19 protein-coding genes are annotated in these 24664 nt (G+C 66.3%); 11 read left to right on the top strand and 8 right to left on the bottom strand.

Annotated elements, in window-relative coordinates; all coding sequences use genetic code 11:
* The first annotated feature begins 2 nt into the window (after positions 1 to 2).
* The 11 genes from N4R40_RS09605 (at position 3) to N4R40_RS09555 (ending at position 11743) form a co-directional block, all read left to right on the top strand.
* Positions 3 to 947 carry a Ppx/GppA phosphatase family protein gene (locus N4R40_RS09605; RefSeq protein ID WP_261607155.1) on the top strand — a complete coding sequence of 315 codons (945 nt, stop codon included), beginning with the start codon at positions 3 to 5 and terminating at the stop codon, positions 945 to 947.
* Between the two features lie 290 nt (positions 948 to 1237).
* The gene (locus N4R40_RS09600; protein WP_261607154.1) at positions 1238 to 1495 is read left to right on the top strand and encodes a hypothetical protein; all 258 of its coding nucleotides are present in this window, start codon (positions 1238 to 1240) and stop codon (positions 1493 to 1495) included.
* A gap of 31 nt (positions 1496 to 1526) precedes the next feature.
* Positions 1527 to 1790 carry a hypothetical protein gene (locus N4R40_RS09595; RefSeq protein ID WP_261607153.1) on the top strand — a complete coding sequence of 88 codons (264 nt, stop codon included), beginning with the start codon at positions 1527 to 1529 and terminating at the stop codon, positions 1788 to 1790.
* A gap of 17 nt (positions 1791 to 1807) precedes the next feature.
* On the top strand, positions 1808 to 2533 hold the full coding sequence (locus tag N4R40_RS09590; protein WP_261607152.1) for a hypothetical protein: 726 nt from the start codon (positions 1808 to 1810) through the stop codon (positions 2531 to 2533).
* Between the two features lie 77 nt (positions 2534 to 2610).
* A complete protein-coding gene (locus N4R40_RS09585) occupies positions 2611 to 3060 on the top strand; it encodes a hypothetical protein (protein ID WP_261607151.1) in 450 nt (149 codons plus the stop codon).
* Entirely contained in the window at positions 3041 to 4570 is a 1530-nt protein-coding gene (locus tag N4R40_RS09580; protein ID WP_261607150.1) for an Hsp70 family protein, read from the top strand. The genes N4R40_RS09585 and N4R40_RS09580 overlap by 20 nt, the downstream gene beginning before the upstream one ends.
* The gene (locus tag N4R40_RS09575) at positions 4570 to 5811 is read left to right on the top strand and encodes a tetratricopeptide repeat protein (protein WP_261607149.1); all 1242 of its coding nucleotides are present in this window, start codon (positions 4570 to 4572) and stop codon (positions 5809 to 5811) included. Before N4R40_RS09580 ends, N4R40_RS09575 begins: the two co-directional genes overlap by 1 nt.
* A 141-nt stretch (positions 5812 to 5952) precedes the next feature.
* Positions 5953 to 9822 carry an FtsK/SpoIIIE domain-containing protein gene (locus tag N4R40_RS09570; RefSeq protein WP_261607148.1) on the top strand — a complete coding sequence of 1290 codons (3870 nt, stop codon included), beginning with the start codon at positions 5953 to 5955 and terminating at the stop codon, positions 9820 to 9822.
* Positions 9819 to 10670 (top strand): hypothetical protein, encoded by an 852-nt coding sequence (locus N4R40_RS09565; protein WP_261607147.1) that lies wholly within the window; start codon positions 9819 to 9821, stop codon positions 10668 to 10670. The genes N4R40_RS09570 and N4R40_RS09565 overlap by 4 nt, the downstream gene beginning before the upstream one ends.
* A gap of 6 nt (positions 10671 to 10676) precedes the next feature.
* Complete coding sequence (locus tag N4R40_RS09560; RefSeq protein ID WP_261607146.1) at positions 10677 to 11399, top strand: hypothetical protein; 723 nt, start codon at positions 10677 to 10679, stop codon at positions 11397 to 11399.
* Positions 11396 to 11743, top strand: coding sequence for a hypothetical protein (locus tag N4R40_RS09555; RefSeq protein WP_261607145.1), 348 nt, complete (start codon positions 11396 to 11398; stop codon positions 11741 to 11743). Before N4R40_RS09560 ends, N4R40_RS09555 begins: the two co-directional genes overlap by 4 nt.
* Before the next feature lie 82 nt (positions 11744 to 11825).
* Here N4R40_RS09555 and N4R40_RS09550 read toward each other — a convergent pair whose 3' ends face one another.
* The 8 genes from N4R40_RS09550 to N4R40_RS09515 form a co-directional block, all read right to left on the bottom strand.
* Positions 11826 to 12590: a hypothetical protein gene (locus N4R40_RS09550; protein WP_261607144.1), complete on the bottom strand. Its 765-nt coding sequence runs from the start codon at positions 12588 to 12590 to the stop codon at positions 11826 to 11828.
* Between the two features lie 282 nt (positions 12591 to 12872).
* Entirely contained in the window at positions 12873 to 17240 is a 4368-nt protein-coding gene (locus N4R40_RS09545; protein WP_261607143.1) for an SdrD B-like domain-containing protein, read from the bottom strand.
* A gap of 270 nt (positions 17241 to 17510) precedes the next feature.
* Entirely contained in the window at positions 17511 to 19001 is a 1491-nt protein-coding gene (locus N4R40_RS09540) for a helix-turn-helix transcriptional regulator (protein WP_261607142.1), read from the bottom strand.
* An 81-nt stretch (positions 19002 to 19082) separates the two neighbouring features.
* Positions 19083 to 20426: a phosphoglucosamine mutase gene (gene glmM / locus N4R40_RS09535; protein ID WP_261607141.1), complete on the bottom strand. Its 1344-nt coding sequence runs from the start codon at positions 20424 to 20426 to the stop codon at positions 19083 to 19085.
* A gap of 8 nt (positions 20427 to 20434) precedes the next feature.
* Positions 20435 to 20920, bottom strand: a complete 486-nt coding sequence (gene rpsI, locus N4R40_RS09530) for a 30S ribosomal protein S9 (protein ID WP_261607140.1) — start codon at positions 20918 to 20920, stop codon at positions 20435 to 20437.
* Positions 20921 to 20947: 27 nt separating this feature from the next.
* Positions 20948 to 21394: a 50S ribosomal protein L13 gene (gene rplM / locus N4R40_RS09525; protein ID WP_261607139.1), complete on the bottom strand. Its 447-nt coding sequence runs from the start codon at positions 21392 to 21394 to the stop codon at positions 20948 to 20950.
* A 487-nt stretch (positions 21395 to 21881) separates the two neighbouring features.
* Positions 21882 to 22766, bottom strand: coding sequence for a UTP--glucose-1-phosphate uridylyltransferase GalU (gene galU / locus N4R40_RS09520; protein WP_261607138.1), 885 nt, complete (start codon positions 22764 to 22766; stop codon positions 21882 to 21884).
* Between the two features lie 41 nt (positions 22767 to 22807).
* On the bottom strand, positions 22808 to 24583 hold the full coding sequence (locus tag N4R40_RS09515) for a sensor histidine kinase (protein ID WP_261607137.1): 1776 nt from the start codon (positions 24581 to 24583) through the stop codon (positions 22808 to 22810).
* Positions 24584 to 24664 lie beyond the last annotated feature (81 nt).

The raw sequence follows: 24664 nt of genomic DNA, 5'->3' as shown, positions 1-24664 counted from the left end.
TCATGCGCTTGGGAGTCCTCGATATCGGCTCGAACACCGTTCACCTGCTCGTCGCCGATGTCCGCCCCGGCGGTCGTCCGCAGGCGACGACGTCCCAGCGCACCGTGCTTCGCCTCATGCGCTACCTCGAGCCGGACGGGTCGATCAGCGAGACGGGCGTCGCGGCGTTGGTGGATGCCGTGACCCAGGCGCGCGCGACCGCCGAGTCCGAGAACGTCGTCGAGCTCCTCGCGACGGCCACCAGCGCGGTCCGCGAGGCCGCGAACGGCGCAGAGGTCATTGCGCGGATCGAGGACGCCCTCGGCCAGGAACTCCAGGTCCTCGGCGGCGAATCCGAGGCGCGGTTCACATTCCTCGCGGTCCGCCGCTGGTTCGGCTGGTCCGCCGGACAGATTCTGCTGTTCGACATCGGCGGCGGCTCGCTCGAGCTCGCGGCCGGGTCCGACGAACTACCCGAGGTCGCGGCATCCGTCCCGCTCGGCGCGGGGCGATCAACGGTGGAGTTCCTCCCGGAGGACCCGCCCGGCGAGGAGGCCGTCGGGCTCCTCCGCGCCCACGCGCGGGAGACGCTCGCCCCGGTCGTCGAACTCATGGCCGACCAGCCGCGCCCGAATCATGTCGTCGGCTCGTCCAAGGCGATCCGCTCGCTCGCGAAGCTCGCCGGGTACCCCGCACCGGGCTGGAGCGGCAGTGAACGGATGCTGCTCCCCCGCGCCGCGCTCGGCTCCTGGATCCCGCGGCTTGCGCGGCTCCCGGCATCCGCCCGGCAAGAGCTGCCCGGCATCACGGCCGACCGGACGTTCCAGATCGTCGCGGCCGCCGTCGTCCTCCACACCGCGATGACGGCGATGAACGTCGACGAGCTCGAGGTGTCGCCCTGGGCGCTCCGCGAGGGCGTCCTGCTGCGCTACATCGAGTCGCTCAGCTGGTCCGAGCCCGACAGCTGAGCCCCCGCCGGAGCCAAGGCGTCTGACCGTTTCGGCGTGAGCTCCGTGGCACTCGCGATTGTGCCATCGCGTTGAGTTGCACGGTCGCTGAGCGCCGTACAGCTGTCCGGGTTTGTCCGGATATGTCCGGGCGCCGTCCCCGCACACCCGCGCGCTCACCGGAAGAGCCCCCGCCTGCTACCTCCGAGCGGCAGAGATTGAGTTGCAGGAGATGAGAGACCTCTCATATGTTCACCTCGTCCCGGGGCTGCCCGGCGGCAACGTGGACACCGACGAGATGAGCGGACGAGATGAGTGTTCAGGATCTGAAAGACACCCTGAAGAAGATCGAGGCGCAGGCCAACACCTTCGCCGAGCAACTCGGCGGCTTCTTGGACGCCAACGAAGCGGACCTGCGCGAGGCGCTTAAGGCGCTCGAGGGAACCTCGAGCGGCACCGACGCGACCGTATCCGGGGCGTTGAAGGCGGCATCGGCCGCCATCGACGACGCAAAGCGCGCGATGGACGACGCCGCCCAGGCGGCGAGCAACTACGCGGGGCGCATCTGATGCGCGCGCACACGGAGCGGGGAGCCTAAGAATGACCTCCATCGGAGAGACGAAAAAGCTCGTCGCGGGAATCGCGAAGAGCCTAGAGGGCCTCGGGACGGCGATCGCGAAGTCACACGCATCATTCGAGTCGGCTGCTTCGCGTGCCGAACGCATTCTCGAAGGCTCGACGTCATCTGTCGAGCAAGAGGTCGCCGGAGCCATGAAGAAAGCGACCTCGCAGGCCGAATCAGCACGGCAAGCCGTGAAGAAGGCAGTCGACGCCTGCACCGACTACGCCTCGCAGACCCTCTGAGGGCGGGGAGGAGACTCATGGGAAAACTCACCGTCACGCTCGTCTCGATCGCGATCGTCATCGTCTACGGCATCGTGTGGATAGCCAATCCCAATGGCTACTTCGGCATGATCCTGACATTCGTCATCGTCGCCGCGATTGGTGTGACCTGGATGCTCGTCATCCGGTACGCCGTCACCATCACCAGGACCGTCACCCTTACGGGAGTCGGCGTCGGATACGCGTTGCGGTCCGTCTCGCAATCGATCTGGGCTGCGGAGGACCACCTCGTCGGATTCCCCTCGGGGACCTTCGAGGTGAAGACCGGCGACGAGTCGAACAGTGTCATCGCGACCGAGTTTGTTCCGAAGGGGAGCGGTGGCATCGTCCTCAGCTTCATCCGCATCCCGGGGGCTATCGCCGCCACCATTTTCCTGGCGTTCGCCCAGTTCGGAGTGTTCGGATTCTTCATCGGGTTCTTCCTCGCGGCCATCGGACTCGGCATCTTCCTGATGCTGTTCGTCGTTCCCCTCGCCATCGCCTGGCTGGTCGAGATCGCGTTCAAGCCCCTACTCAAGTCGCAGATCAGCGTCACGGCCTCTGAAGCAGACGACGCCGTGACGCTCGAGTTTCGCTTCCGCGGCGCATCGGCGCTTCTCGTCATGAAGCGCATCCTTCGCGCCTTCGATACGCCCGTCCTGCCACCGCGCTACGCGGGCATGGTGCCGATCCCGGCAACCTCAGCGCCGGCCATCGCTACATGAACACACCTGCACCCCCAAGCGGCTCAGAGCCACCGACACAGCAGGCAAGCCAAGAGCTCGCCAGGTTGATCGCCAAGATGAGCACAGATGTCACGGCCATCAAAGCCGACGTCGAGCGGCTCATGCCCCCTCTCGTGGGCGCTCTCAAGCGCAATCAATACTTCGATGAGCTTCAGGGACAGCTTCGAAGGACCGAGAAGATTGCGCAGGCCTGGCGCGACTGGCCGCTGATCGTCGGCATTCATGAAGCTGTGATCATCCTGCGCCAGAGCGACGCTCCCGACCCCCACGTGCTCGAGCTTCTCGAGAGCCTCATCTTCCAGGCGGGCGTCACGGAATACGGGCATGAAGGCGACCAGATCGACCCACAGGAGGCCGAGATCACCGCATCGTCGGGCACCGGAAGCCAGATCGTCGTCTCGAAAATCCGCCGACTCGGCCTGCGAATCGGCGCGGTCCCGTTGCTCAAGCCCATTGTCGAAGTCACGCGAACAGAACGGACTCCTGATGTCGATCATCGGAATTGACCTCGGCACCACGAACTCCGCGGTCGCCACCACCAACTCGATGGGAATCACCTCGACGATTGCGGGACGTGACGGCGTGCGCATCGTGCCGTCGGTCGTCTACTTCGACCCGGCGGGCGACGTTGTCGTCGGCACGCGCGCGAAATCGATGGCCGTCATGGAGCCACAACGCGTAGCCATGCTCTTCAAGCGCGGTATGGGAGAACCCACTTTCCTCGGTGACGGCAGCGATTTCGTCGTCGATGGCAAGATCTGGCGGCCCGAAGAACTGTCCTCGCTTGTGCTTAAGAAGATGAAGACCATGGCCGAGGAAGAGCTCGGCCACCCTGTCTCCGGCGCGATCGTGACGGTGCCCGCCTACTTCGGTGAGCTCGAGCGCGCGGCTACCCGTGACGCCGCTGCCCTCGCGGGCCTGCCCCTCATCCGGATCATCAACGAGCCGACAGCGGCGGCCATTGCGCACGGGCTCGATTCGGACGCGCGTGCCCGCAATATCCTCGTCTTCGACCTCGGTGGTGGCACGTTCGACGTCACCGTCATGCGCATCGAGGCCACCGGCGAAATGACCGTTCTCAGCACGGGAGGCAACCACAAACTCGGCGGCGCTGATTTCGACTCGGCGATAGTGGAGCTCATGGCCGAGCGCGCGCAGGCCGAGGTGGGGGCCGACATACTCGCCGAAGACTGGATGCTCTCGGACGCGCGAGACAAAGCAGAGGAGATCAAGAAGGAGCTCTCGACAGTCGACAGTGTGAGTCGACCCCTGCAGACGGGTGGACGGCCGTTCATGTTCACTCTGACACGTGCGGAGTTCGAGCGCGCCATCGAAGACACGATCCAGGACGTCGGCGACACCACCGAGGTGACACTGGATGACTCGGGGCTCAGTGTCGACGACATCGACACCGTGCTCATGGTGGGTGGGTCCGCTCGTGTTCCCGCATTCGCTGCGTTGCTCGAGAAGATGTTCGGCAAAGTGCCGACGTTCTCGCGCAACCTCGACGAAGATGTCGCCCGCGGAGCGTCCATCCTCGCCACCAAAGTGAGCGGAACTGCCGACCCCCGCTCCGAACTCGCGGCCCTCGCCATCCCGACCGACATCGCTTCGCACGGTCTCGGTGTGACGGTCAACAATGAGGCCGGCGAGGAGATCAACGGCCTCGTCGTGCAGGCCGGCACACCCGTCCCGGCGCGCTCATCGGAAACCTTCTACGCGGCCAGCGACGGTCAGACCGAGGTCTATTTGCGCATCAATGAGGGCGACGAGGAGGACCTCGCGTTCTGCCGTCTGCTGGGCACCGGAAATGCGAGCTTCGGGCGTCCTGTCCCTGCGGGGTATCCCATCCGTATCGACATCTCCTACAACGAGGAGCAGATCGTCGAGGTGTCCGCGTTCGATGGTGAGACAAACGCACGGATCGGTGAAGTGCGAATCAGGCGTGAGGGCACACTGTCCGACGACGACCGACGCGCGGCCTACGCCGCAATCGAGGCGAAGGGTATCTCCTGATGGCAACCGAGGAATATCTGCTCGTCGAAGAACCGAAAAGCTACGCGAAGGAGGACATCCTCGCGTTCTTCGGTATTCCTCCGGCTCCCGACAAGGCGCTCGAGAAGAACATCAAAGCTAAGCGCCAGTTCTGGGGGAAGCGTGCCAACGGTGTCGGCGGGCGCGCGCAAGCCGAGGCGATCAAGACCTGGATCCAGAAGCTCTCGAAGCTACTGGAAGACGGCGAGTTTCCCGATCAGCCGATCGTGCACACCGCGGACGGGAGCTTCGTTGTCGTCGGCGACCCGAAGAGTGCGGCCGAACTTGCCGACCAGCTCGAGATGTTCCTGCGTCAACGTGACTGGCAGAACGTCTTCCAGGTGGCCCGCAAAGCACTCGAGACCTGGCCCGACGACGAGGAAGTCCTGCTCTACGTCGCTCTCGCCCTCTCCGAACTGCTGCGAGACGTCTCGGGCCTCAGCGACGACGTTGTGTTGTGGGCTGACCGTGCGACAACCGCCGCACTCGAAGCTGCGCCACGGCAGCCTCAAGCCTGGCTTGCTCGCGCGCGGTACGCGCTTGCCGTGGGCATGCTGCCCGAGGTTGACTCGCTCGAGTCGCGCGCGGCGGCAGTCGGCGTCGCCTTGCCGACGGAGGCCTACGGCATCGTCGCGACCAGTGCGTTCCGCGCCGGCAATACCGACGTCGGCATTCGCCAACTGATCAAGCAAGTCACCGTCAGCGGCGGAGACCCCGCTGTTCGGTCGGTCGCGACCGATGCGATGATCGCGGAGGTCATCCTCCCGTTGCTTCCCATCGGCGACAAGAAGATGGCCGCGGCGTACGTCGAGGCTGTCGCTGTCGCGGCCTGGATCGCTATGGGTGTGCCCGAGTCCGAGGCGGAGCTCATCCCGTACCGTATCTGGGCACAGCAAGCCAGCGGCGGCGTGTTCATCGGCGACCTCGCGCTCAAGCCCTTCCTCGGCGTGCTCACCGGTTTTCTGGCACTCCCGTTGTATGCCAAGGCAGCTTCTCGACCGGGATGGCGTGTACTGCGCGACGGCCCGACCGACAAGAAGACGTGGCGGCAGTGGCTGATGATCGCCGACGGACACTATGTCGAATCGGTGCACGCCGCAGCCCGGGGACGATTCTTCTGGCAAGAGGCTCCAGGAGCGAGGTGGCCGAACCAGCAGCAGGTCGAGGCCCTCATCTCGAGTGGCCAGTTGACCGTCAACGGCAAGCCGTACGTCAAGAAGTAGGCGGAGCGCGTGACACAGGCACTATGCAGCAGGTGTGGAACGGCCGTCGCGGGACGACGCTGCCTGAAATGCGGGAGCGTCACCGCCGCGGCTCCGGCAGGGCAGGCTGCGCCCGCTCGGGACGCGGCGCCTGCGGTAGGGATGGGGCCACGTCTTGAACAACCTTCAGTTTCGGCCGAGCCTGCAGATGCGGAAGGAGCCAACGCCCACTCGACCGAGGGGAAAATCGACCGTCAGCACGAGCTGATCGCGCGCAAGGCGCGCGAGATCGCCCACACGCGCGCGCTACTCGAACGGCAGTTGGGTGCGCTCAAGGCGGACGTGCGCGCGGCGACCCGCGAGCGACAGAGCTCACTCTCCGAGCACTTGAACATGCTCGAGAGCCACAACGCCGCCGAACTCGGCACACTCGATGCGCGCACGAAGGAACGCAGAGCAGAGCGCGACCATGCCGACTCCGTACGTCGCGTGCGTGCGACGAACACGATCAAGCGACTCGGGCTTACGTTGCGGGACGCGGCATCCCTGTTACAGCCCGACCTCCCCGTTCTCGCGTCGGCCAGTACAACCAGCGACGATTTGGTACTTGCCACGGAAGTGCGTGAGCTCGTGAGCCTGGGGACGCTCGATTTCCCCCGCGCGACACAACTCGATCGCGACCTCCCCGAGGTGCCGGCGATCGTGCCGTTCATCGACCGGGGACACCTCGTGATCGAGACTGTCTCTGGCCCGGCGGATGCTCCGGACACGACCCTGCGCGGCCTCTTGACGTCCATCGTCGCCCAGACATACGCCGCTGCCCCTCCCGGGCAGATGGTCGTCACCGTCTTCAACCCGAAAAGCACGAAATCTCTCGCCGGGTACCTCCCGACGGGTGCGACAAACGCCAACATCCTGAAGATCCTCCCGCCGACGCGCGATGCCTTCGAGCGCGCACTCGAAGAGCATCTCGACTTCATGGTTCGTGCCGAGTCATCGATCGGCAATCACACGAGCATGGGCGACCTCGTGCGCACGACTGGCCAGCACGAGCACCAGTATCGCGTGCTCGTCATCCTCGATTCGCCGATGGACTGGTCCACCAAAGCGATGGATCTCCTCGAGAAGCTCATGTCGGCGGGCGCCAAGGCAGGTCTCTCGGTCGTCCTCCACCGAGACCCCACCACGGCGCCCCCCGACCGAGTCAGCGTTGAGCGCCTCTACGCACATGCGTCGGTCGCGCGCCGGCAGGGTGATCGATGGACACTCGCCGTGCGCGGCATCGACGAGACCGTGCCATTCGTTCCCCACGCGGGAGTAAACGATCAGGAACAGGCGCATCTGATGCGTATGGTCGTCGAAGGCGCAGGGGCCGGCTCGCTGCCCAACATCCCGTTCGCAGATCTCATCGATGCCACCCCGGCCACCTCGGAGCACGGGCTCAAGGTGTCGATGGGGCGCCAGGGAACGCAGACCACGACGTTCATGCTCGGCGACACCACTTCGAACATCCAGAACGTGCTCGTCGGAGGTCGCGCCGGCTCCGGCAAGACGAACCTTCTGAAGGTCATGATCTATTCGATGGCGGCGCGCTACCCGCGTGACGAACTCGAGTTCTTCCTCCTCGATTTCAAGGAGGGTGGCGACTTCATCCCGTTCGCCGGCGATGGCAACCGCCCGCCGCTTCCGAACGTGTCGGTCGTCTCCCGTGACTGCGATGCCGAGTTCGGCATCGCAGCCCTGCGTCACTTCACAGTCGAGATGAACCGCCGGTCGACTCTCACCTCGGACAACGGCGTCGCGAACATCTGGGATCTTCGGAAGGCCAAGGGAATCGTCGTGCCACGGTGGGTTCTCGTCGTCGATGAGTTCCAAGGGATGCTGGCGGGGTCTACCAACGTCGAAGCCACGGAGTTACTCGAGAACCTCGTGCGGAAAGGCCGCTCTTTCGGCCTGCACGTCGTGCTGGCGACGCAAACACTCAGCGGCGTGAAGTTCACGGGGTCGAAGGACGTCGCGATCTTTGAGAACACCGCTGGCCGTATCGTGCTGCAACTCGGACCGGGCGAGTTCACGCGGTTCATGAGCAGCGGCAACGACGACGGCGATCAGCTTCGCTATCGCGGGCAAGCCATCTTCAACCCCTCAGGTGGAGTCAAGAGCGAGAACCAGATGTTCGTCGTTGCGCGTGCAGACAACGACCACACCCTTGCTCTGCAGGATGAACTGCATCGCCGAGACTCGAAGCGCGGCCCTGTTCCTGCGCCGTTCGTGTACCGCGGCGGCGAGTCGGTCTCACTCGCGGAGCTGGTCACTCAGGAAGGCCGCCCCCGCGTCGTCGACGGTGAGGCGCCGGTATGGTTCGGACGGCAGAGCACGATCAATGCGAGGGTCGCGCAGACCGCGCTTGCCCCAGTCGTCGGCAGTCATGTGGCCCTGCTGGGTGGCGATAAGCGGAGCGCACCCTCGGCCATCGCGACCCTGCAGTCTGGAGTACTGAGCTCTGTCGCGGCAGCCGAGGACCCCCTCGACGTGCTTGTGCTCGAAGACCTCATCCCACAGTTCCGCCGCGAAGCGCTCGTCGACGAATGGCTTCACGTTGTCGCCGACCTCGGCGCGCGCGTCGTGCGGTATGACGGAGACAGCGTCACCGAGTTCGTAGATGCTGTGGAGGCCGCTGCGGCTGCGCGTCGCCGCACGCTCGTCGTGCTGCTCGGTGCGGAGAACACCGACTTCGCCCGCGTCGCGAACGACGGTGGCCGCTGGCGGGCTCTGATCCGCGATCTGCCTCGGCGCAACGTCAACGTCATCGGGTACTGGACGGATATCCGCGACGTTCCCGGCGGAGAAGCGTCACTGCGTGACGACTACAAGACAATGCTGATCTTCGGCAAGAACGAGAAGACGGTCATCGACGCGACGAGGCAGCCACGCGACACCATTCCGGTGCTCGGCGACAACCGCACCATCGCGTTCTCGGCCGAGAACTCACAAGAAGGCCTTGTCGCCGTCGCCTCGATCCGCCAACTAGACCGGGCCGATCTCGACGCCTTCCGAAGCTTTGCCGGAGCTGTCGGGGGTGCGGTCGTCGTGGCCAGTTCGGCCACAGGCGCGCCGGAAACCGAACGAAGGCACGTCGACGACTCGGCGGCTGGTGAACCGGCGGCTGATACACCGGGCCGAGCCTCGACAGGGATGCCCCCCACGGTCGTCGGACTTCCCCCCACCCACCTCGACGATGTGCTCGTGCGCGCCGCCGACTCCACGACGGATGGCGCGACCACCACCCTCGGCCGAGGCGAAGCAGGCACGGTCGTGCTCACATTCGGCGCGGATGGCACCCACCATGCCTTGGTGATGGGACGGGCCGCGGCAGGTGTCTCAACGGTCACAGGTATCCTCTTGCACTCGCTTCTCGCCCGGTACGATGCAACGCAACTCGACGTCGAACTGATCGACGCGATGGAAGGCGGAGGGCTGCCGACGGAGATTGCCGATGCGCCGCAGGTCAGCGACCTCACGGTCAGTACCGACCTCCGCGAAGTGCGCTCCGCGCTGGGCAGGTGGCAGGCCGAGATCCGGCGCCGATCGAGCCTTTTCGCGCTGCACGATGCAGGCACCTTCGAGCAATATCGCGGGGTCGTCGCCGATCCGCTACCCCGCCGCATCCTCATCATCAACGAGTTCTCCGAGGTTCTCGACGAGGAGATTAACGCGATCATCGATGACATTGCACGGACCGGCCACCTCGCGGGCGTACATCTCGTGCTCGTGTCGCTTCTACCCACCGCTCAGGTGCCGCGAGAGAACTTCCTCGCCTTGTTCAACGCGGAGGCTGCCCGGGTCGCCGCTTGGATGCCCGCCGACGAGTCGCGCGAGGTGATCGGCTCCGACCGGGCGGCGACCCTCGCGCGCGGGGCGGAGGCAGTCCTCCTTCCGACCATCGGCGCACCAGGGGTCGTCTTCACTATCGCGGATGCGAGCGACGAGGAGCTTGCGACCCGAAGAGCCTCATTCCGGGAGGGTGCATGAACGTCTCGATTTCTCCTCTCTACAAGGCTTATGCAGCCGTCGAGGAGTACCCACAGAAAGCGGAGAGGGATGCGGCTGCCGCTGCCGCAGCATCTGCCGCAGCGGAACGAACGCAGCAGACCGAGCGTGCCGAACTCGCCCGCACCCACGCCGCACACATCGACGATGCCAAGCGGCAAACTGCAGCAGCGGTCGAGCTACTCGAGGCGCGACTGCGAAAGATCGCACAGTCCGCATCGGAGAAAGGCGTGATTCCGGCGACAAGCGCGACGGCGATCGGAATTCCGGGCTTTGACGAGACTGCCGCGACGGATGCCCTCCTCGGGAGCCTCCTGCTAGAGCAGACGCAACTCGAGCGGGGACTGCGCGACCTCGAAGCGCAGCGACTGCGGGAAGCCGAAGAATCGCGCGCGCGAACCAATGACTCGGTGACGATCGCGATCGCTCTCGTCGCCGTCCTGGTGGTCACTTTTGTCGGAGCGAACGTCGCCGGCGTGCTGGTTGCGCTGCTATCGATGATGCTGATCCGCTTCCGATTGAATGGCACACCGTCCGCGTTCATGTCGCGAAGAGCGGTCAGCGTACCGCTGATCACGCACGATCGCCGGGTGCGCTCGGCGCAGACCGGCGTTGTGGGCGGGCTCTTCATGGTCGTCGCTCTGTCGCTCGCGCTCAGCGTCTCGCTGAGTGTCGCGATGCTCGGGCTGCCCGCAGGTCTGCAGCTCGTCGGGCTTCTCCCCGGCGTGGAGGCACTCACGGGAATCGTGTCGACCGTGACGTTCTGGGCAGGTGTGGTGTTCGGTGCCGTGGTGTTCATCGTCGGCGCGACCCGTGTCAGAGCAAGGTGATCCGAGATGCCTGAGGACTACACGGTCGGACAGCTCATCAGCGATTTGAACAAGGCGCACAGTGGCCTCGATGACTCTCTCTCGCCGATCAATATCAGCCGGGTAGAACAAATCGCGCGGCTCGTGCGGCGGATGGATGAAGAGGAGCACGCGGATGCGAGCTCCACTGCCGATGAGATCTTCTCCGCACTGGGTCGGGCGCAGGGCTCCGTCGTGGAAGCCCTGGAGCAGCGTACCCGCGCCCGAAAGGCGATCGTCGAGTACCGACTAGAACACTTTCCTGGTTCTGACAGAGGTACTGGTTCGGGCGCGGGCACCGGTTCGCGTTCGCGGCTCGGAGCCAGCTCGGCCGCGGAACGTCGCGCCGGCCGCAAGAGCGGGTCCGGATGGGTGTGGGGCGATCTTGTGTTCGCGGGACTCGGCGTCGCGGCGATGTTTACCCCCGCGCCAGCTGCGCTGGCGGTCGGCGCCGGGTTGGTGATCGCCAAGCTCCTCTACTCTGGCGTGAAGGCGAAAAACACGCACAAGCACAGGCGTGATCAGAAAGAGGCGGCATGGCAAGCGTCCCAAAGCGCCTCGGTCGAAATGCTGTGGACGGTGACCGGGGCGATCGTGGACCTCACCCCGGGATCGGAGTTGCTAGGCCTTGCGATGAAGGGTATCGACGGCCTGCTGCTCCTGAATGAACTTGACGACATCAGAATCCAGTGGAGAAAGCGAGCGACGTGATGGACGAGTATGAGGAGGCGGTGCGCCGGGCCGTAGAGGCTGTCCGCAGCGAAGACGATTCGCGGATCGTGGCCGCTTTCGACGCCATGGGGTCCCTCGGCGCGGAGGACATCGTCGCTGAGCTATGCAATTGGGTCGAGGACGCCACTGACGGGCAAGATGTCGCGACTCTTGTAGACAATGCGCGCCTCCCTCTCCCGGACGAGCCGCTTGCGTTCGTCGATGCTGTGCGTCGGAACGACCTTCGAGCACTGCACGAGCTCGTGGGCGGAGACCTCGGGCGGCTCCTTGCCTCGCTTCTCCTGCTGATCGCCTCGTTGCAGGACGCCGCCGGGCAGGAATAGGCGCGACCCAGGGGTTACAGGAGTTATTCAAGTTTGGCCGCACCGAGGTCGTCGGTCCTCAGCGGCGCGACCGCCATCCGCGTCAATCCGCGAAGGCGCAGTGCATGCGCACCGGGTCGGTTTCGACGTAGTCCTGGATGAACCCGAAGAACGATCCACCCCCGGCCGTCAACAGCGGCGCCTCGCGCAGGCCGAAGACGGCGGCCGAGCGGTTCGGATCGGTCGCCGCCGGCGCCGAGGCGGGCGGCGCGACGCGGGTCGCGAGCCCCATCTCGGGCGATCCATCGAGCCATTCAGTGGGCGGACAGACCCCGCCCCACGCGGTGACCGGCGCGGTCTGCACGGGGTAGAACTGACCCTCGATCTCCGAAAGCTCAATCACGCGGGTGAGCACGCCGGTCCCGCCCTCGGCGCAGGAGCGCGCGGCGTCGGTGTGCGGCATCCAGAGGACGACATCGAGCTGTAGCCCCCCGTCGACGGCGGTCACCGCGCGAGTCACGTCGCCGCAGCGGGTGGTCCGCGAGATCGGATAGATCACCTGCTCGGCGACCGGGTCGCTGTCCACGCCGATCCCGCGCCAGATGTACCAGAGCTCGTGCACCGCGTTCCCGTCGACCATGGTGATCGGGATCGCCGCGTCTATGACGCCGTCACCGTCGAGATCGGCGCCGACCGCCTCGCCGAGCGAATACGGACGACCCAGGTCATCACTGCCGACGCCTCCGGTGAGCGCCACTGTGTGCGGTGTTCCGAGCCCGTCGGGAGCGTACGACCACTCGGCCTCGGTGACCCACACGGCGATGTCCGCCGCCGTCAGTTCCGGCGCGGGCTCGGGCGTGGCACTCACCGAGGGTGATGCTTCGGTCGCCGGCTGTGGCTCCGCCGGTCCGGCCGCCGCGCAGCCGACCAATATGACCATGACGGATACCGCAACACAACCAGCCTGAATCAACCTCAGTGATGTCCCCATCGTCGTCCCCCCGAACGAGTCCGCGGCAGGTGGCGCGAACTGGCCCCACTGTAGCGGGGTCCGTCACATCGACGCCACGGGGTCCCGTGGCACCGACGACGGCGCCGAAGCGAGCGAGATTCGGGTTCGCTCGCTTCGGCGCCTGATCGGGGCGGAGGATCAGCTCTGCAGCGTCTCGCGTTCGCGGCGGCGCAGAACCAGCATCGCTCCAACGACCAGCAACAGCAGCCCCCCGAGGGTCCACCCGATCACGGGGATCGGTGATCCACCGGTCGCTGACAACTCGTCGATGGTCGGCGTCCCCGGGTCTGCCGAAGACGGCACCGGCGCGGTCGGCGTCGGCGTCGGCGTCGGCTCAGGCGTCGGATCCGTCGTGGGTTCCGGATCCGGGGTCGGCTCCGGTGTCGGCTCCGCCTCGATGACCACGACACCCGCATCCCACGTCGGGTCGATTCCCTGGCTCGCGACGATCTCCCGGAAGCGGTACTCCGTCGTCAGAGCAGTGTTCCGATCATCGAGCACCACGGTAACGGTGCGTCCGGTGCGTACATCGGCATCAGAGTCGACGGCACCGTCCGATCCCGCGTCCTGCCCGGTGAATGCGTACGTGGCTGCCTGCGCGTCGGTCAGGGTGAACTGCACCTGGTACGTGCCGGCGGGTAGCTCATCGAACACGTAGAGCCCGTTCTCATCGGTACGCGTGGTGGCGATCACCACACCGTCCTGCACCAGTTCCACGATGACATCGGGCAGCACATGCTCGCTGCCGTCCTGGATGCCGTCGCGGTCGGCGTCGATCCAGACGAGGTCGCCGATCGCATAGGTCTTGGCGACGAAACCGAAGTCGAGCGTCGGGTCGCGATCGCCGTCGTCGGTGAGATCGATCGAGGTCGCCGTCCAGGTCGACGAGTCGATCGCGCGATCGTCTCCCGCCTCGGCGCGCGTGGGCACGTAGGGCGCAAGCGCCGTCTGAGTCCCCGCATCGTCCTGGTCGATCGTCACCGTGTAGTGCTGCCCCGAGGGGAGCGCCGGCAGATCATCGAACGTGTAGATACCGGCTGAGTCGGTGCGCACCGGCACAACGGGCTCCCCGAACACGTCTGTGACGGCGGCCCCACCCGGGCCCGTGAGGATGAGCTTCACCCCGGGGATGCCGGGCTCCTGCGCTGCCTGGATTCCGTCGCGATCTGTGTCAACCCACACGAGGTCGCCCACCGACACGCTCTTGCGGACGACGCCCGCATCCCACGTCGGGTCGACACCCTGCGTGGCCGTGTAGGTCTGCGCGTCGTACTCGCCGAACGCCTCTTCACGGTCCGGTCCCACCACGATGTCACCGGTGGTGGCGATGGCCGGATCGACGCCGGTGACGCCATCGGAGTTGTCGACGGAGTCGGTGCCGGAGACATTTCCAGTGAACTGGTACTTCTCGGCAGCTGCCGCGCTCAACGTGAACCGCACCTGGTAGGTGCCGGGCGCCAGTTCGTCGAACAGGTAGAGCCCGTCCTCATCCGTGACGGTCTCAGCGATGACCCTGCCGTTCATCAGGAGCTCGACGGCGACTCCCGGGAGCACCGGCTCGCCAGAGTCCTGAAGGCCGTCGCGGTCGACATCGATCCACGTGTAGTCACCGATCGCGTACGTCGGGTCGATCGGCGTGTTGTAGATCGTGACGGCGGCTGCGCCTTCGTCTTCGTCTACGTCGACGCGCGCGAGTTCCGCCGTCCGGGCGTAGCCATACGGTGCCACACGCTCGTGCACCCAGTAGACACCCGCGGTCTCGACGACGGGGCTCTCCCCCGACGCCGTCACCAGGCGTCCTGCGGCGACACGCAGGTCGGAGATCACGACCGTGACCTTGTCCTCGGCCAGCACGTCGAAGCGCGCCTCGGTGTCGTCGATCACGACGGTCGCGTTTTCCCTGTCGCGCTTGAGGATCTCCAGCGGATATCCATCGGCAGGAGTGATGGTCGCTGACGTGCCACCGATGACGTTCACCACGCCGACGTTCTTCTGCGGGTCGTCCAGACGGACGGCGAAATAGAGCGATGCGACCACGCCGCGCTCGAGCGTTCCCCGTGCGACGGTGACCGTCTGAGTCTGGCTGTCGAACGTTGCGCGAAGGTTGCTGCCTTCGAGCACATGGGTATTCCCGGGTACGACGGTGCCTGCGGCAAGGTCAGCGCTGTTGACCCAGCCCACGAAGCTCATGCCGGCGGGCAGAACGTCAACGACATCGGCGACCATATTGGTGAAGCTGCCGTGCGGGATGAGGTCGACACGATAGATGAATGTGTCCTCGACCAGGGCGTCATCGGTGTCGAGCTCTGCGCGCAGGTTGGTAGTGAAGCGATCGTTCGCAGAATCGTAAACCCGCTTGGAGACCTCCATCTCGTTCCCGAACGTCGTGGCGGATGCCCGGGTGCTCGAGAGATAGACCACGTCATTGGATGCCCCGGCAAAGGACGCGCTGTTGACGATGTCGAGCGTGCCCTTCGCCTGGAACGGCTTCGTAGGCACCGGAATTGTCACAATGAGTCGCTGGGTCTTTCCGACGTTCTTCTCGGCGAGCGCATCGGCGAACTTCTGCGACAGGCGAAACTCCAGGTCACCCCCGCCGGTGACGGAAAGGTCCCAGTAGCTGGCGTCGAGGATCGGCGTTCCGGACCAGTCGAGGGCACCTGTGGCGAAATAGCCGTACGTCACCGAGATGTCGGCAGAGATGTCGGCGAGGTTCTCTGCGGTGACATCGAGCGCGGTGTGGTCGATGTGGTCGGTGATGACCGACTTCGTGACATCACCGGTGCCGTCGGCCACGGTGAAGGTGAAGGGGACGGTGATGGATGTGCCGACCGTGCCGACGACCTCCGACGGCGGGCCGGTCTTGGCGAAAGTCTGCGGGTCGGTGACGCCGCCGGAAGTGTCCTTGGGCGCGGTGACCGTCGTGGTGGCCGAGCGCTGCGTCCAGGTGTCGCCCGTGGCGTTGTTGTAGATGAAGTAGCCCGTGTTCGTGACGGCGAAGCGTGTGGTCAGCGGGGTTTCCCCGTTCTGGCGACCGGTGACGTCATCGATCTGCGCCTTGATGGCGACGTCGTACGACGTCGTGGTGTCCCGGCCGATGTTGAGGAACAGGTTCTGTCCGTCGATCGCGTAGGTCCCGATGTACTTATCAGCGGCGATCGCTGTCTCTGTGCTTCCCACCAGACCCGTCGCCAGGCGGAACGGCACCGTGTCGCCCTGCGCGTCGGTGACGACGAGGAAGTCCGCCTCGCCTTCTCGCCAGCTGGCGTTGTCGGGCAGCTGGTCGCGGATCACGACGTTGCGGGTCAGGGCGTAGCGCCCGCCGTCGAAGGCAGCCCACGGTGTCAGATCGACCTTCAGCGTATAGGTGACAGGAATGGCTGACGCGAGGGCGCCCGTCGTGTGCGTCTCGGCAGTGACCGCCGGATGATCGACGGGGACACTGCTCACATCCACGCTCTTGCCGAACGCGGAGCCCACCTGGGGCTGGGGCGCCGCACTCACCGTGCCGCTGATGTCGCGCGCCGAGGTGTCGGATTGCCCGCCGAAGGATGCACGGTTACCCAGCTCCACCCGATAGGTCCCGCCGTCGGGGTTGCCGGCGAGCGCGTCGTACTTCGCCTGCAGCTGATCGCGGAAGTCTCCGAGCGCGGCCGCGTCAGCGATGCGCGCCCGGTACTCGAACGTGTAGATCGAGTTGGCCTCGGCCGCGAAGGCGTGCGTGAACGTGCTCCCGCTGATCGCGGGGAGCCCGGACAGGACCGCCGTGACGGGGTTGAGCCCATCGCCGTCGCGCACGATCTTTCGTCCGGTCAGCGAACCCGGCACATATTCCAATCCCGCATCGAGCACATCGACGAGATCCGCGCTGCGGGCAGCGGTGCTGCTCACCGTCACCGTGTAGCTGATTTCCGTATCGAGAAGAGTGGATGCCAGGACCACCGCGCCCGCGTCCACGGTGACCGGAAAGGCTCCGCTGGTCGACGACTTGTCGAAGGCGGTTGCCGTGGCGGTCGGCCAGTCGCCGGGCTCGACGATGTAGACGCGCTGTCGCGTTTCTTTTCCACCAGCCGTCCAGACCAACTCGCGGACCTGAGATTCGGTGACAGCGTCGACGACAAACTGCAGGTCAAGCACACCCTGTTCAACCGACGTGGGGAACGGGTTCGCGAACGTGATGGCGAGATCCCCCTGGGCGGTGAGCGCGAGCGAGGAGACTCCCTGGTTGCCGACAGGAACGACGAGCGCTCCGGCAGGGATCGTCAGTCCCTCGGGGACGTCGACGATGACGACTTCTCCGTCGGACATGCGTCCGTATCCGATCTGGAAGCTGTACTGGCCTGCCTCGTTCAGCACGGGCTGACCGCCGTGCTCACTGGTGCCCTTGAGCGGTGACACCGTGATCACGCCGCTTGCGGCATGCGCAGGAGCAGCCAGGCCGCCCACCGCAAGCAGTGCCGCCAACAGCCCCGCGATCCACAATCTGAATGGTGCGCGTGCGCGCACCCCACTCTGTGTAGACATCGTCAACGTCCTCCCCTGAAGTCGTGCTGGGAAGGCGCGCCAAACAGCGCTCGGCGCAACGTGCGCGAGAGCGCTCACGCGACGAGTGCCGCGGGAGATCCTCCCCAGAGGTGTGACCTCCCGCGCTCGTTCGAAGACGGGCCGAAGGTCATCTCGACTCTAACTTTGTGAGAACGCTCTCATCTTCGATTCCCGCGGGGTGAGCGTGCCTTTCACCCGCGGATCACCCGCTGGCTCGCCGACGCTGAGAGCTCAGATCAAGCCGCGTCGGCGAGCGACATCCAGCGCTTGCGCGTGAGAATTCACGCGCAGCTTGCGATACAACGACCGCTGATGCGTCTTTACCGTATTGACGCTCAGGAAGAGGGATTCAGCGATCTCTCCGCGGGATTGCTGCGTCGCCATCGCGCGCAGGACATCCATTTCACGATCCCGAAGAGGCTCGAAGTCGAATGATCCGACGCGAGCATCGCTGCCCGGCACCTCGGTGACGACCGGCCACCGGTCGACGTGCTCAGCGGCACGTGCGGCGAGGTCGGGCGAGAGGAACTCCATGAGTCGCCCCGAGTACGCCGTCAGGTGCGGCGCGACGGCGACCAGCACATCCTCGGCAGCGGGGGCATCGCTCTCTGCGTGCCGCGCGACCGCGAGCACGGTCAACCGCTGCGCCTCAGCCTTCGGCAGCGCGCTGGTGTGTGGCGCGTAATCGTACAGAATCCGCACCGCGACGGCCGGACGCCCGCGTGACACCTCCAAAATCGCCTGAAAGTGAGCGGTCTGCCACAGGTCACGGTCGGCATGGTCAAGCTCTGTCGCCGCGCGCGAGAGGTCACCGGTCGCGATCGCGTCGTAGAAGCGGATCCACGGCAGCGCACTACCCACAACACCCGTGGCCGCAGGACCGACCACTCCCGCTCGCTCGAAGTGCGCGGCGCGATCGCGCGCCCGTGCCGGATGTCCGGCAATGACGGACAGCTTGTGGGTAGCCAGCATGTGAAAGGGCCATAGCTCTGCCGCGATCGGGAGCGCCTCGACGCGTTCGAGCGACTCCTCGGCCTCGACGGCCGGCGCGAGGAGAGCCTCAACAAGGACTGTCTCGGCATCGAGCCCCAGCTCTGCCCAGCTGTCTGAGCGCTCCACGCGTGCCGCCGCAGCGAGGTGGACGAGAGCGGTGTCCTGCCCGCCGTACAGCGCATGTATGAGCGCCACCCGCAGATGCGACTCTCGGTGCAAGAAGGTCAGCGCCCGCGGCACGGGGCACGCCAGAGCCTTCTCGAAATAGGCGAGTGCATCGCCGAGTTGCCCCGCGAGCATCGCCGTGAGTCCCGTCTGCGCGACAGAAAAAGCCCGCAGTCCCCGCGTCGCGTCGAATACGTGCGGTACGGGTGCGGTCACCAGCTCGGCAGTTTCGAAAAGGGCCAACGCTGCCACTGCGTCACCACTCAGCCGTTTCTTGAGAGCGTCGACGAACGGGGAGATGCGATCGTCCTCCGTCACTTCCGCGGCGCCCGTGAGCCCGAGTCGATCGGCCGAGAGCAACTGGAGCACGGCATGGCCGACGGGTGACGATTCGGCGAGGGCAGCGCTGCCCGACTCGAGCACGAGCTGCAATTCCGAGGGCGGGAGGCCGAACCACATTTCGAGCGGATGCAGGTTCATCAGCTCAGCGATGCGCTCACCGTCACCGCGCTCTCGGGCTTCTCGTGCGGCAATCGCCGCATTGAATTCGTGCACCGAAGACATCAGCTTCCCCTCCCGGCGCGGCGCCTCCGCTCCAGGTGTTGTGCGGGAGTCGCCTCGTTGCGCTCCCATCCTCGCACTGCGTCAGCCGCGAACGACCTCAGCGAGCTCCTCGGCGACACGCTGAGCGTCGTCCTGCGACGCGGCCTCGACCATGACGCGCACCATCGGCTCGGTGCCCGACGGGCGCAGCAGCACCCGGCCCGCGTCGCCCAGCTCGAGCGTCGCCGCCTCGACCGCGGCGAGCACATCGGCGTCTTGAGCCCGCGTGCGCTCGACACCCCGCACGTTGATGAGCACCTGGGGGAACACCGTCATGACCGACACCAGATCGGCGAGGGTCCGGCCCGTGCGAGCCATTTCGGCGCACAGGTGGAGCCCGGTCAGCACACCGTCGCCGGTCGTCGCGAAGCGGCTCATGATGACGTGGCCGCTCTGCTCGCCACCGAGCGAGTAGCCACCGGCGGTCATGCGCTCGAGCACGTACCGGTCGCCGACGCCCGTGGTCTCGACGTGAATGCCGTGGGCGTCCATCGCCCGGTGCAGCCCGAGGTTGCTCATGACGGTGGTCACGAGCGTGTTGTCCTTCAGCCGCCCCGCGCGCTTCATCGCGACGGCGAGCACGGCCATGATCTGGTCGCCGTCGACGACGGTGCCGGCAGCATCCACGGCGAGGCAGCGGTCGGCGTCCCCGTCGTGCGCGATGCCGACATCGGCACCGGTGCGGAGTACTTCGGCCGAGAGCCGCTCGAGGTGCGTCGACCCGTAGCCGTCGTTGATGTTGATGCCGTCGGGATCGGCGCCGATCACCGTGACGCGGGCGCCCGCGTTGCGGAACGTTTCCGGAGAGACCCCGGATGCCGCGCCGTGAGCGCAGTCGAGCACGACGTGCAGGCCGTCGAGGCGGTGCGGCAGCGACGCGAGCAGGTGGATCGCGTAGCGGTCCTCGGCATCCGAGAATCGTTCGACACGACCGACGTCCGCGCCGGTCGGCCGCAGCTTCTCGCCGGTCATGGCATCTTCGATGCGCTGCTCGACGTCGTCGGGAAGCTTGACGCCCCCGCGCGCGAAGATCTTGATGCCGTTGTCGGGGGCCGGGTTGTGGGATGCCGAGATCATCACGCCGAAGTCGGCGTCGATGTCGGCGATCAGGAACGCGGTAGCCGGGGTGGGCAGCACACCGGCATCCAACACATCCACGCCCGACGAGGCGAGCCCCGCCTCGACGGCAGCCGAGAGAAACTGACCCGACACGCGCGGGTCGCGCGCGACGACGGCCTTCAGCCGCTTGCCGGCCGCCGTCCGTGCCGAGGCGATACGCCCCTGGCCCAGGACGACAGCAGTCGCCTGGGCCAGGGTGAGCGCGAGGTCAGCGGTGAGGGGGCCGTTTGCCAGCCCTCGCACACCGTCCGTACCGAACAGCGCCATGGAGCGGATTAGCGCTTCGAGTACTGCGGAGCCTTGCGGGCCTTCTTGAGACCCGCCTTCTTGCGCTCGATGACGCGGGCGTCACGCGAGAGGAATCCGGCCTTCTTCAGGGTGGCGCGGTTGTTCTCTTCGTCGATCTGGTTCAGCGACCGCGCGATGCCGAGGCGCAGGGCACCGGCCTGGCCCGAGGGGCCACCACCGGAGATGCGCACGATCACGTCGTACGCGCCGACGAGGTCGAGCACCGTGAACGGGTCGTTGATCAGCTGCTGGTGCAGCTTGTTGGGGAAGTAGTCCTCGAGCGTGCGGCCGTTGACCGTGATCACGCCGGTGCCGGGGACCAGGCGCACGCGGGCGATGGCCTGCTTGCGACGGCCGACAGCGGCGCCGGGAACGGAGAGCACCGGGCGGGGAGCGGAAACGGCAGGTGCCGCCTCGGTCTCCGTGGTGTAGCTCTCGGGAGCGTCTTCGATGGTTTCAGCGATCTTCGCCATGAGTTGTCCTTATATCTCTCGGCGCGCTTACTGGGCGACCTGGTCGAAGGTGTACGGGGTGGGCTGCTGGGCCGCGTGCGGGTGCTCGGCGCCCGTGTAGACCTTCAGCTTCGACAGCTGCTGGGCACCCAGGCTGTTCTTGGGGAGCATTCCGCGGATCGCCTTCTCGACGGCGCGGATCGGGTTCTTCTCGAGGAGCTCGGCGTAGGTGGTCGACCGCAGTCCGCCCGGGTAACCCGAGTGGCGGTAGTCCTTCTTCTGCGTGAGCTTCTGGCCGGTCAGTGCGACCTTGCCCGCGTTGATCACGATGACGTGGTCGCCCATGTCCATGTGGGGGGCGAAGGTGGCCTTGTGCTTGCCGCGGAGGAGAACGGCGGCGTGCGTGGCGAGGCGTCCGAGGACGACGTCGGTCGCATCGATGACGAACCACTCGCGGGTGGCTTCACCGGCCTTGGGGGTGTATGTGCGCGTCACAGTAGTGCTGCTTTCTTGATTCGAACGGAGGTGTTCGTGAATCCCACTCCGGGGTGGTTTCTCCGGGCGGATGCCCGTGAAACACGCCAGTGGAGGGCTCACGTTCGTGGTGCCGGGTCAGCTGAGCCGAAACACCAAAGGTCAACACTACGGCATGTGGATGCCGGGGACCAAACCCACCGAGCGCCTTTGATGTCGCCGCGAATCTCGCGGGCGCGTGCATCGGATTGCTGGTCGGCCGCGCGCGAGCATCGGTGACGATGAGATTTCTCTCATCTTCGTTTTCCAGCGAGATTTAAGAGGAAAATGTCCGCTCCTCTATCGCGGCCCCGAGAGCGTCCCTATTGTGGAAGGGCAACACCCCTCCCCGCGAACCAACCCCCGGTGGTTCGCGTCACGGCGAAGATGACGGTGAGGGCGTGAACCCCCGACGCCGCGTTTCCCCCCCGCGGAGCTGGGGGTTCACTCTTCCCCCAGCCCGGACGATTCAGAGAGTCGCGGCGAACTCCTTCAGCCACGGCCGCAGGTCCGGACCGAGGTCTTCGCGCTCGACGCCGAGCTGCAGGATCGCCTTGATGTAGTCGACGCGGTCACCGGTGTCGTAGCGCCGCCCGGAGAACACGACGCCGTAGACGCCGGGGCCCTCGGGGTCGCGCGCAAGTTCACGCAACGCGTCGGTCAGCTGGATCTCGTTGCCCTTGCCGGGCTGCGTGCGTTCGAGCACCTCGAAGACGGTTGGCGAGAGCACGTAGCGACCGATGACCGCCAGGTTCGACGGGGCATCCTCTCGCGCGGGCTTCTCGACGAGGTCGACGATCCGCACCGACCCGTCGTCTTCCTGGCCGGCGATCGTGGCGACGCCGTACATGTGCACGTGCTCGGGGTCGACCTCCATGAGCGCGACGACGGCGGCGCCGGTGCGCTCGTGGACGGCGAGCATCGTCGGCACCAGGGGGTCGCGCTCATCGATGAGGTCGTCCCCCAGCATCACGACGAACGAGTGATCGCCGACGAACGACTTCGCACGGTGCACGGCGTGACCGAGGCCCCGCGGCTCGCCCTGGCGAACGAGGTGGATGTCGGCGAGCTTCGACGAGTGCGCGACCGTGCCGAGCTTGGCGTGGTCGCCCTTCGTGGTGAGGGCCGTCTCGAGCTCGGGTACCGAGTCGAAGTGGTTGGCGATGTTGTTCTTGTTGCGCCCGACGATCATGAGCACGTCGCGGATGCCGGCGGCAACGGCTTCTTCGACGACGTACTGGATGGCAGGCTTGTCGACAACGGGCAGCATCTCCTTCGGCATCGCCTTCGTGGCGGGAAGGAAGCGGGTGCCGAGTCCAGCGGCGGGAATGACAGCCTTGTAGCGCACAGACATGATTCGTCGCGTCTCCGGAGTGGGTCGGGGCGTGCCGCGCGTCATCGAGCGACGAAGTGAGCCGATCCTAGCGGGTCCACAAGACCAACAGATGTCACCGATTTCACGGAGTCGGCGGTGGGCAACACCACCTCCAGCACGACGTTCGCACCACGCTGAGAGAGGTGTGCCGCACCGGGCAGGGCGGCGATGCCGCGCCCGCCAACGGATGCCGCGTGTGCGAGCACTCCCGGAGATGTGACGCGCACGCGCAGGTTGCCGTCGCTGGTCGTATCGAGTCCGACCTGTACGTGGCGCGCTCCCCCGTGCTTGACGGCGTTGACGAGGCCTTCGTTGACGATGTCGCAGACGTGGTGTTGCGTGACTGCGTCGTCGAGCATGGGGTGCACCTCGCTCGCGAAGTGGGACGCGACGTCGACAACGTCGCGCCAGACGGCGAGCAGCCCCTCGAGGTCGCCTGGCGCGGGCACAGGCCGCAGCCCGATGATCTCGTCGAAGGCGGCGTCGGTTTCGGTGCGGAAGCGGGCGATGTCGGCGGGGGTGGCGCCGGACTCGTCGACGCGTGCGGCGAAGATGACGCAGCGACCCTGCACGCCGCCGTGCAGCACACCGATCGCGGCCTCGAGTGGTGAGCGCACGGTGCGGGCTCGCTTGGCGAGCGCGAGCGCGTTGCGCGCCAGTGTTGCCGTCGCCCGGGCCTCGGCGCGGGCGGCGCTGCGGTAGGCGTCGATCGTGGCGCTGATGATGATCGCTGCGGCCGGCAGTGCAATGAAGGGGACGAGCCCCAGAATCCCGAGGCCCGGGATGAGCACGTCACCTGCGACAACCGCCGCCATGCCGGCCAAGGTCCAGACGCCGATGAAGATGAGCCCGCCGGTTGCCCCGGTGATGCGACGCATGCTCGCGCGCAGGATCACTCCAACGAGGGCGTCCAGCGGCAGCATGACGGCCAACATGGCGAGCACCAGCACCATGCCGCCGGCGGCGAAGCCGAATGGGGCGCACATGACGACGTAGATGAGGCTGACGCAGAAGACCGGCGTGGGCGAGAGCCGTTCGAGCAGGGGTTTGCGTACCGGCGCAATGGATGCCACAACGACAGATTGCGTCGAGGGCTCGGTGGCGAGGCTCGTCGTCGCCATGTCGCCCAGCTGGTGGCTGGCGGCACGCACGAGATCGGCGTAGGCGCGCACGGCTTCGAAGGTGAGCTCGCCGCGCAGCAGCACGTCGCGCTGTGCCCGCAGTCCGCCGACCATGTGTTCGATCGCGCGCCGCGCGCCCGCCTCGTAGAGCGCGGCGCGGTGTCTCGTGGCATCCATACGGGCAAGTGCGATCGCGAGCCGCTGCGTGGTCTGCCGATCTTCGTAGTACTGCGCGGTGGCAACGGCGACGAAGGAGAAGACCGCGAGCGTGATGCCGAGATTGGTGGCGAAGCGCACCGGCCAGCCACCGATCGTGGGCTCGTCGAAGAGCCACATGCTGAGCGACTGGTTCACCAGAGGGCGTGCTGCCGAGACCGCGACGAGCGCGGCGAGCACGATCGCCGCGCGCGCGCCGCGCGAGTGCAGGCGCCGTTCAAGCCTGGCGACGCCGAGGAAGGGGATGGCCAGCAGCACCCAGCCAAGCACCGACACGATGGCGGCATCTGCGTAGGACAGAAGAGTCGTGCCACCGTAGTCGGGCACGACGAGCAGTCCCATGATGATGAACGACACAAGCGCGCTCCACCAGGTGAAGAATCGCCCGCTTCCGAGCGCGTGCCACCACGCGCCGACCACAGTCGACGCGTGCGGAAGAACCACCCTGCCCCAGGACACGCTGCCCATTCGTGGACCTCTCGAGTCTCGTCCGAATCTTCGCGGCACCTCTCACCCTAGCGTTTTGCGCCTTTTGGTTTA

This window comes from Microbacterium memoriense (assembly GCF_025398275.1).
In the GTDB taxonomy this organism is placed as follows: Bacteria; Actinomycetota; Actinomycetes; order Actinomycetales; family Microbacteriaceae; genus Microbacterium; species Microbacterium memoriense.
The sequence above is the reverse complement of the archived record's forward strand: the minus strand, read 5'-3'. Positions and strand labels throughout refer to the sequence as shown.

What these genes read in the sequence shown, in the direction of transcription:
- N4R40_RS09605 (WP_261607155.1), top strand. Translation starts at nt 3, where the DNA reads ATGCGCTTGGGAGTCCTCGATATCGGCTCGAACACCGTTCACCTGCTC.
- N4R40_RS09600 (WP_261607154.1), top strand. Translation starts at nt 1,238, where the DNA reads ATGAGTGTTCAGGATCTGAAAGACACCCTGAAGAAGATCGAGGCGCAG.
- N4R40_RS09595 (WP_261607153.1), top strand. Translation starts at nt 1,527, where the DNA reads ATGACCTCCATCGGAGAGACGAAAAAGCTCGTCGCGGGAATCGCGAAG.
- N4R40_RS09590 (WP_261607152.1), top strand. Translation starts at nt 1,808, where the DNA reads ATGGGAAAACTCACCGTCACGCTCGTCTCGATCGCGATCGTCATCGTC.
- N4R40_RS09585 (WP_261607151.1), top strand. Translation starts at nt 2,611, where the DNA reads ATGAGCACAGATGTCACGGCCATCAAAGCCGACGTCGAGCGGCTCATG.
- N4R40_RS09580 (WP_261607150.1), top strand. Translation starts at nt 3,041, where the DNA reads ATGTCGATCATCGGAATTGACCTCGGCACCACGAACTCCGCGGTCGCC.
- N4R40_RS09575 (WP_261607149.1), top strand. Translation starts at nt 4,570, where the DNA reads ATGGCAACCGAGGAATATCTGCTCGTCGAAGAACCGAAAAGCTACGCG.
- N4R40_RS09570 (WP_261607148.1), top strand. Translation starts at nt 5,953, where the DNA reads ATGGGGCCACGTCTTGAACAACCTTCAGTTTCGGCCGAGCCTGCAGAT.
- N4R40_RS09565 (WP_261607147.1), top strand. Translation starts at nt 9,819, where the DNA reads ATGAACGTCTCGATTTCTCCTCTCTACAAGGCTTATGCAGCCGTCGAG.
- N4R40_RS09560 (WP_261607146.1), top strand. Translation starts at nt 10,677, where the DNA reads ATGCCTGAGGACTACACGGTCGGACAGCTCATCAGCGATTTGAACAAG.
- N4R40_RS09540 (WP_261607142.1), bottom strand. Translation starts at nt 19,001, where the DNA reads ATGTCTTCGGTGCACGAATTCAATGCGGCGATTGCCGCACGAGAAGCC.
- glmM (WP_261607141.1), bottom strand. Translation starts at nt 20,426, where the DNA reads ATGGCGCTGTTCGGTACGGACGGTGTGCGAGGGCTGGCAAACGGCCCC.
- rpsI (WP_261607140.1), bottom strand. Translation starts at nt 20,920, where the DNA reads ATGGCGAAGATCGCTGAAACCATCGAAGACGCTCCCGAGAGCTACACC.
- galU (WP_261607138.1), bottom strand. Translation starts at nt 22,766, where the DNA reads ATGTCTGTGCGCTACAAGGCTGTCATTCCCGCCGCTGGACTCGGCACC.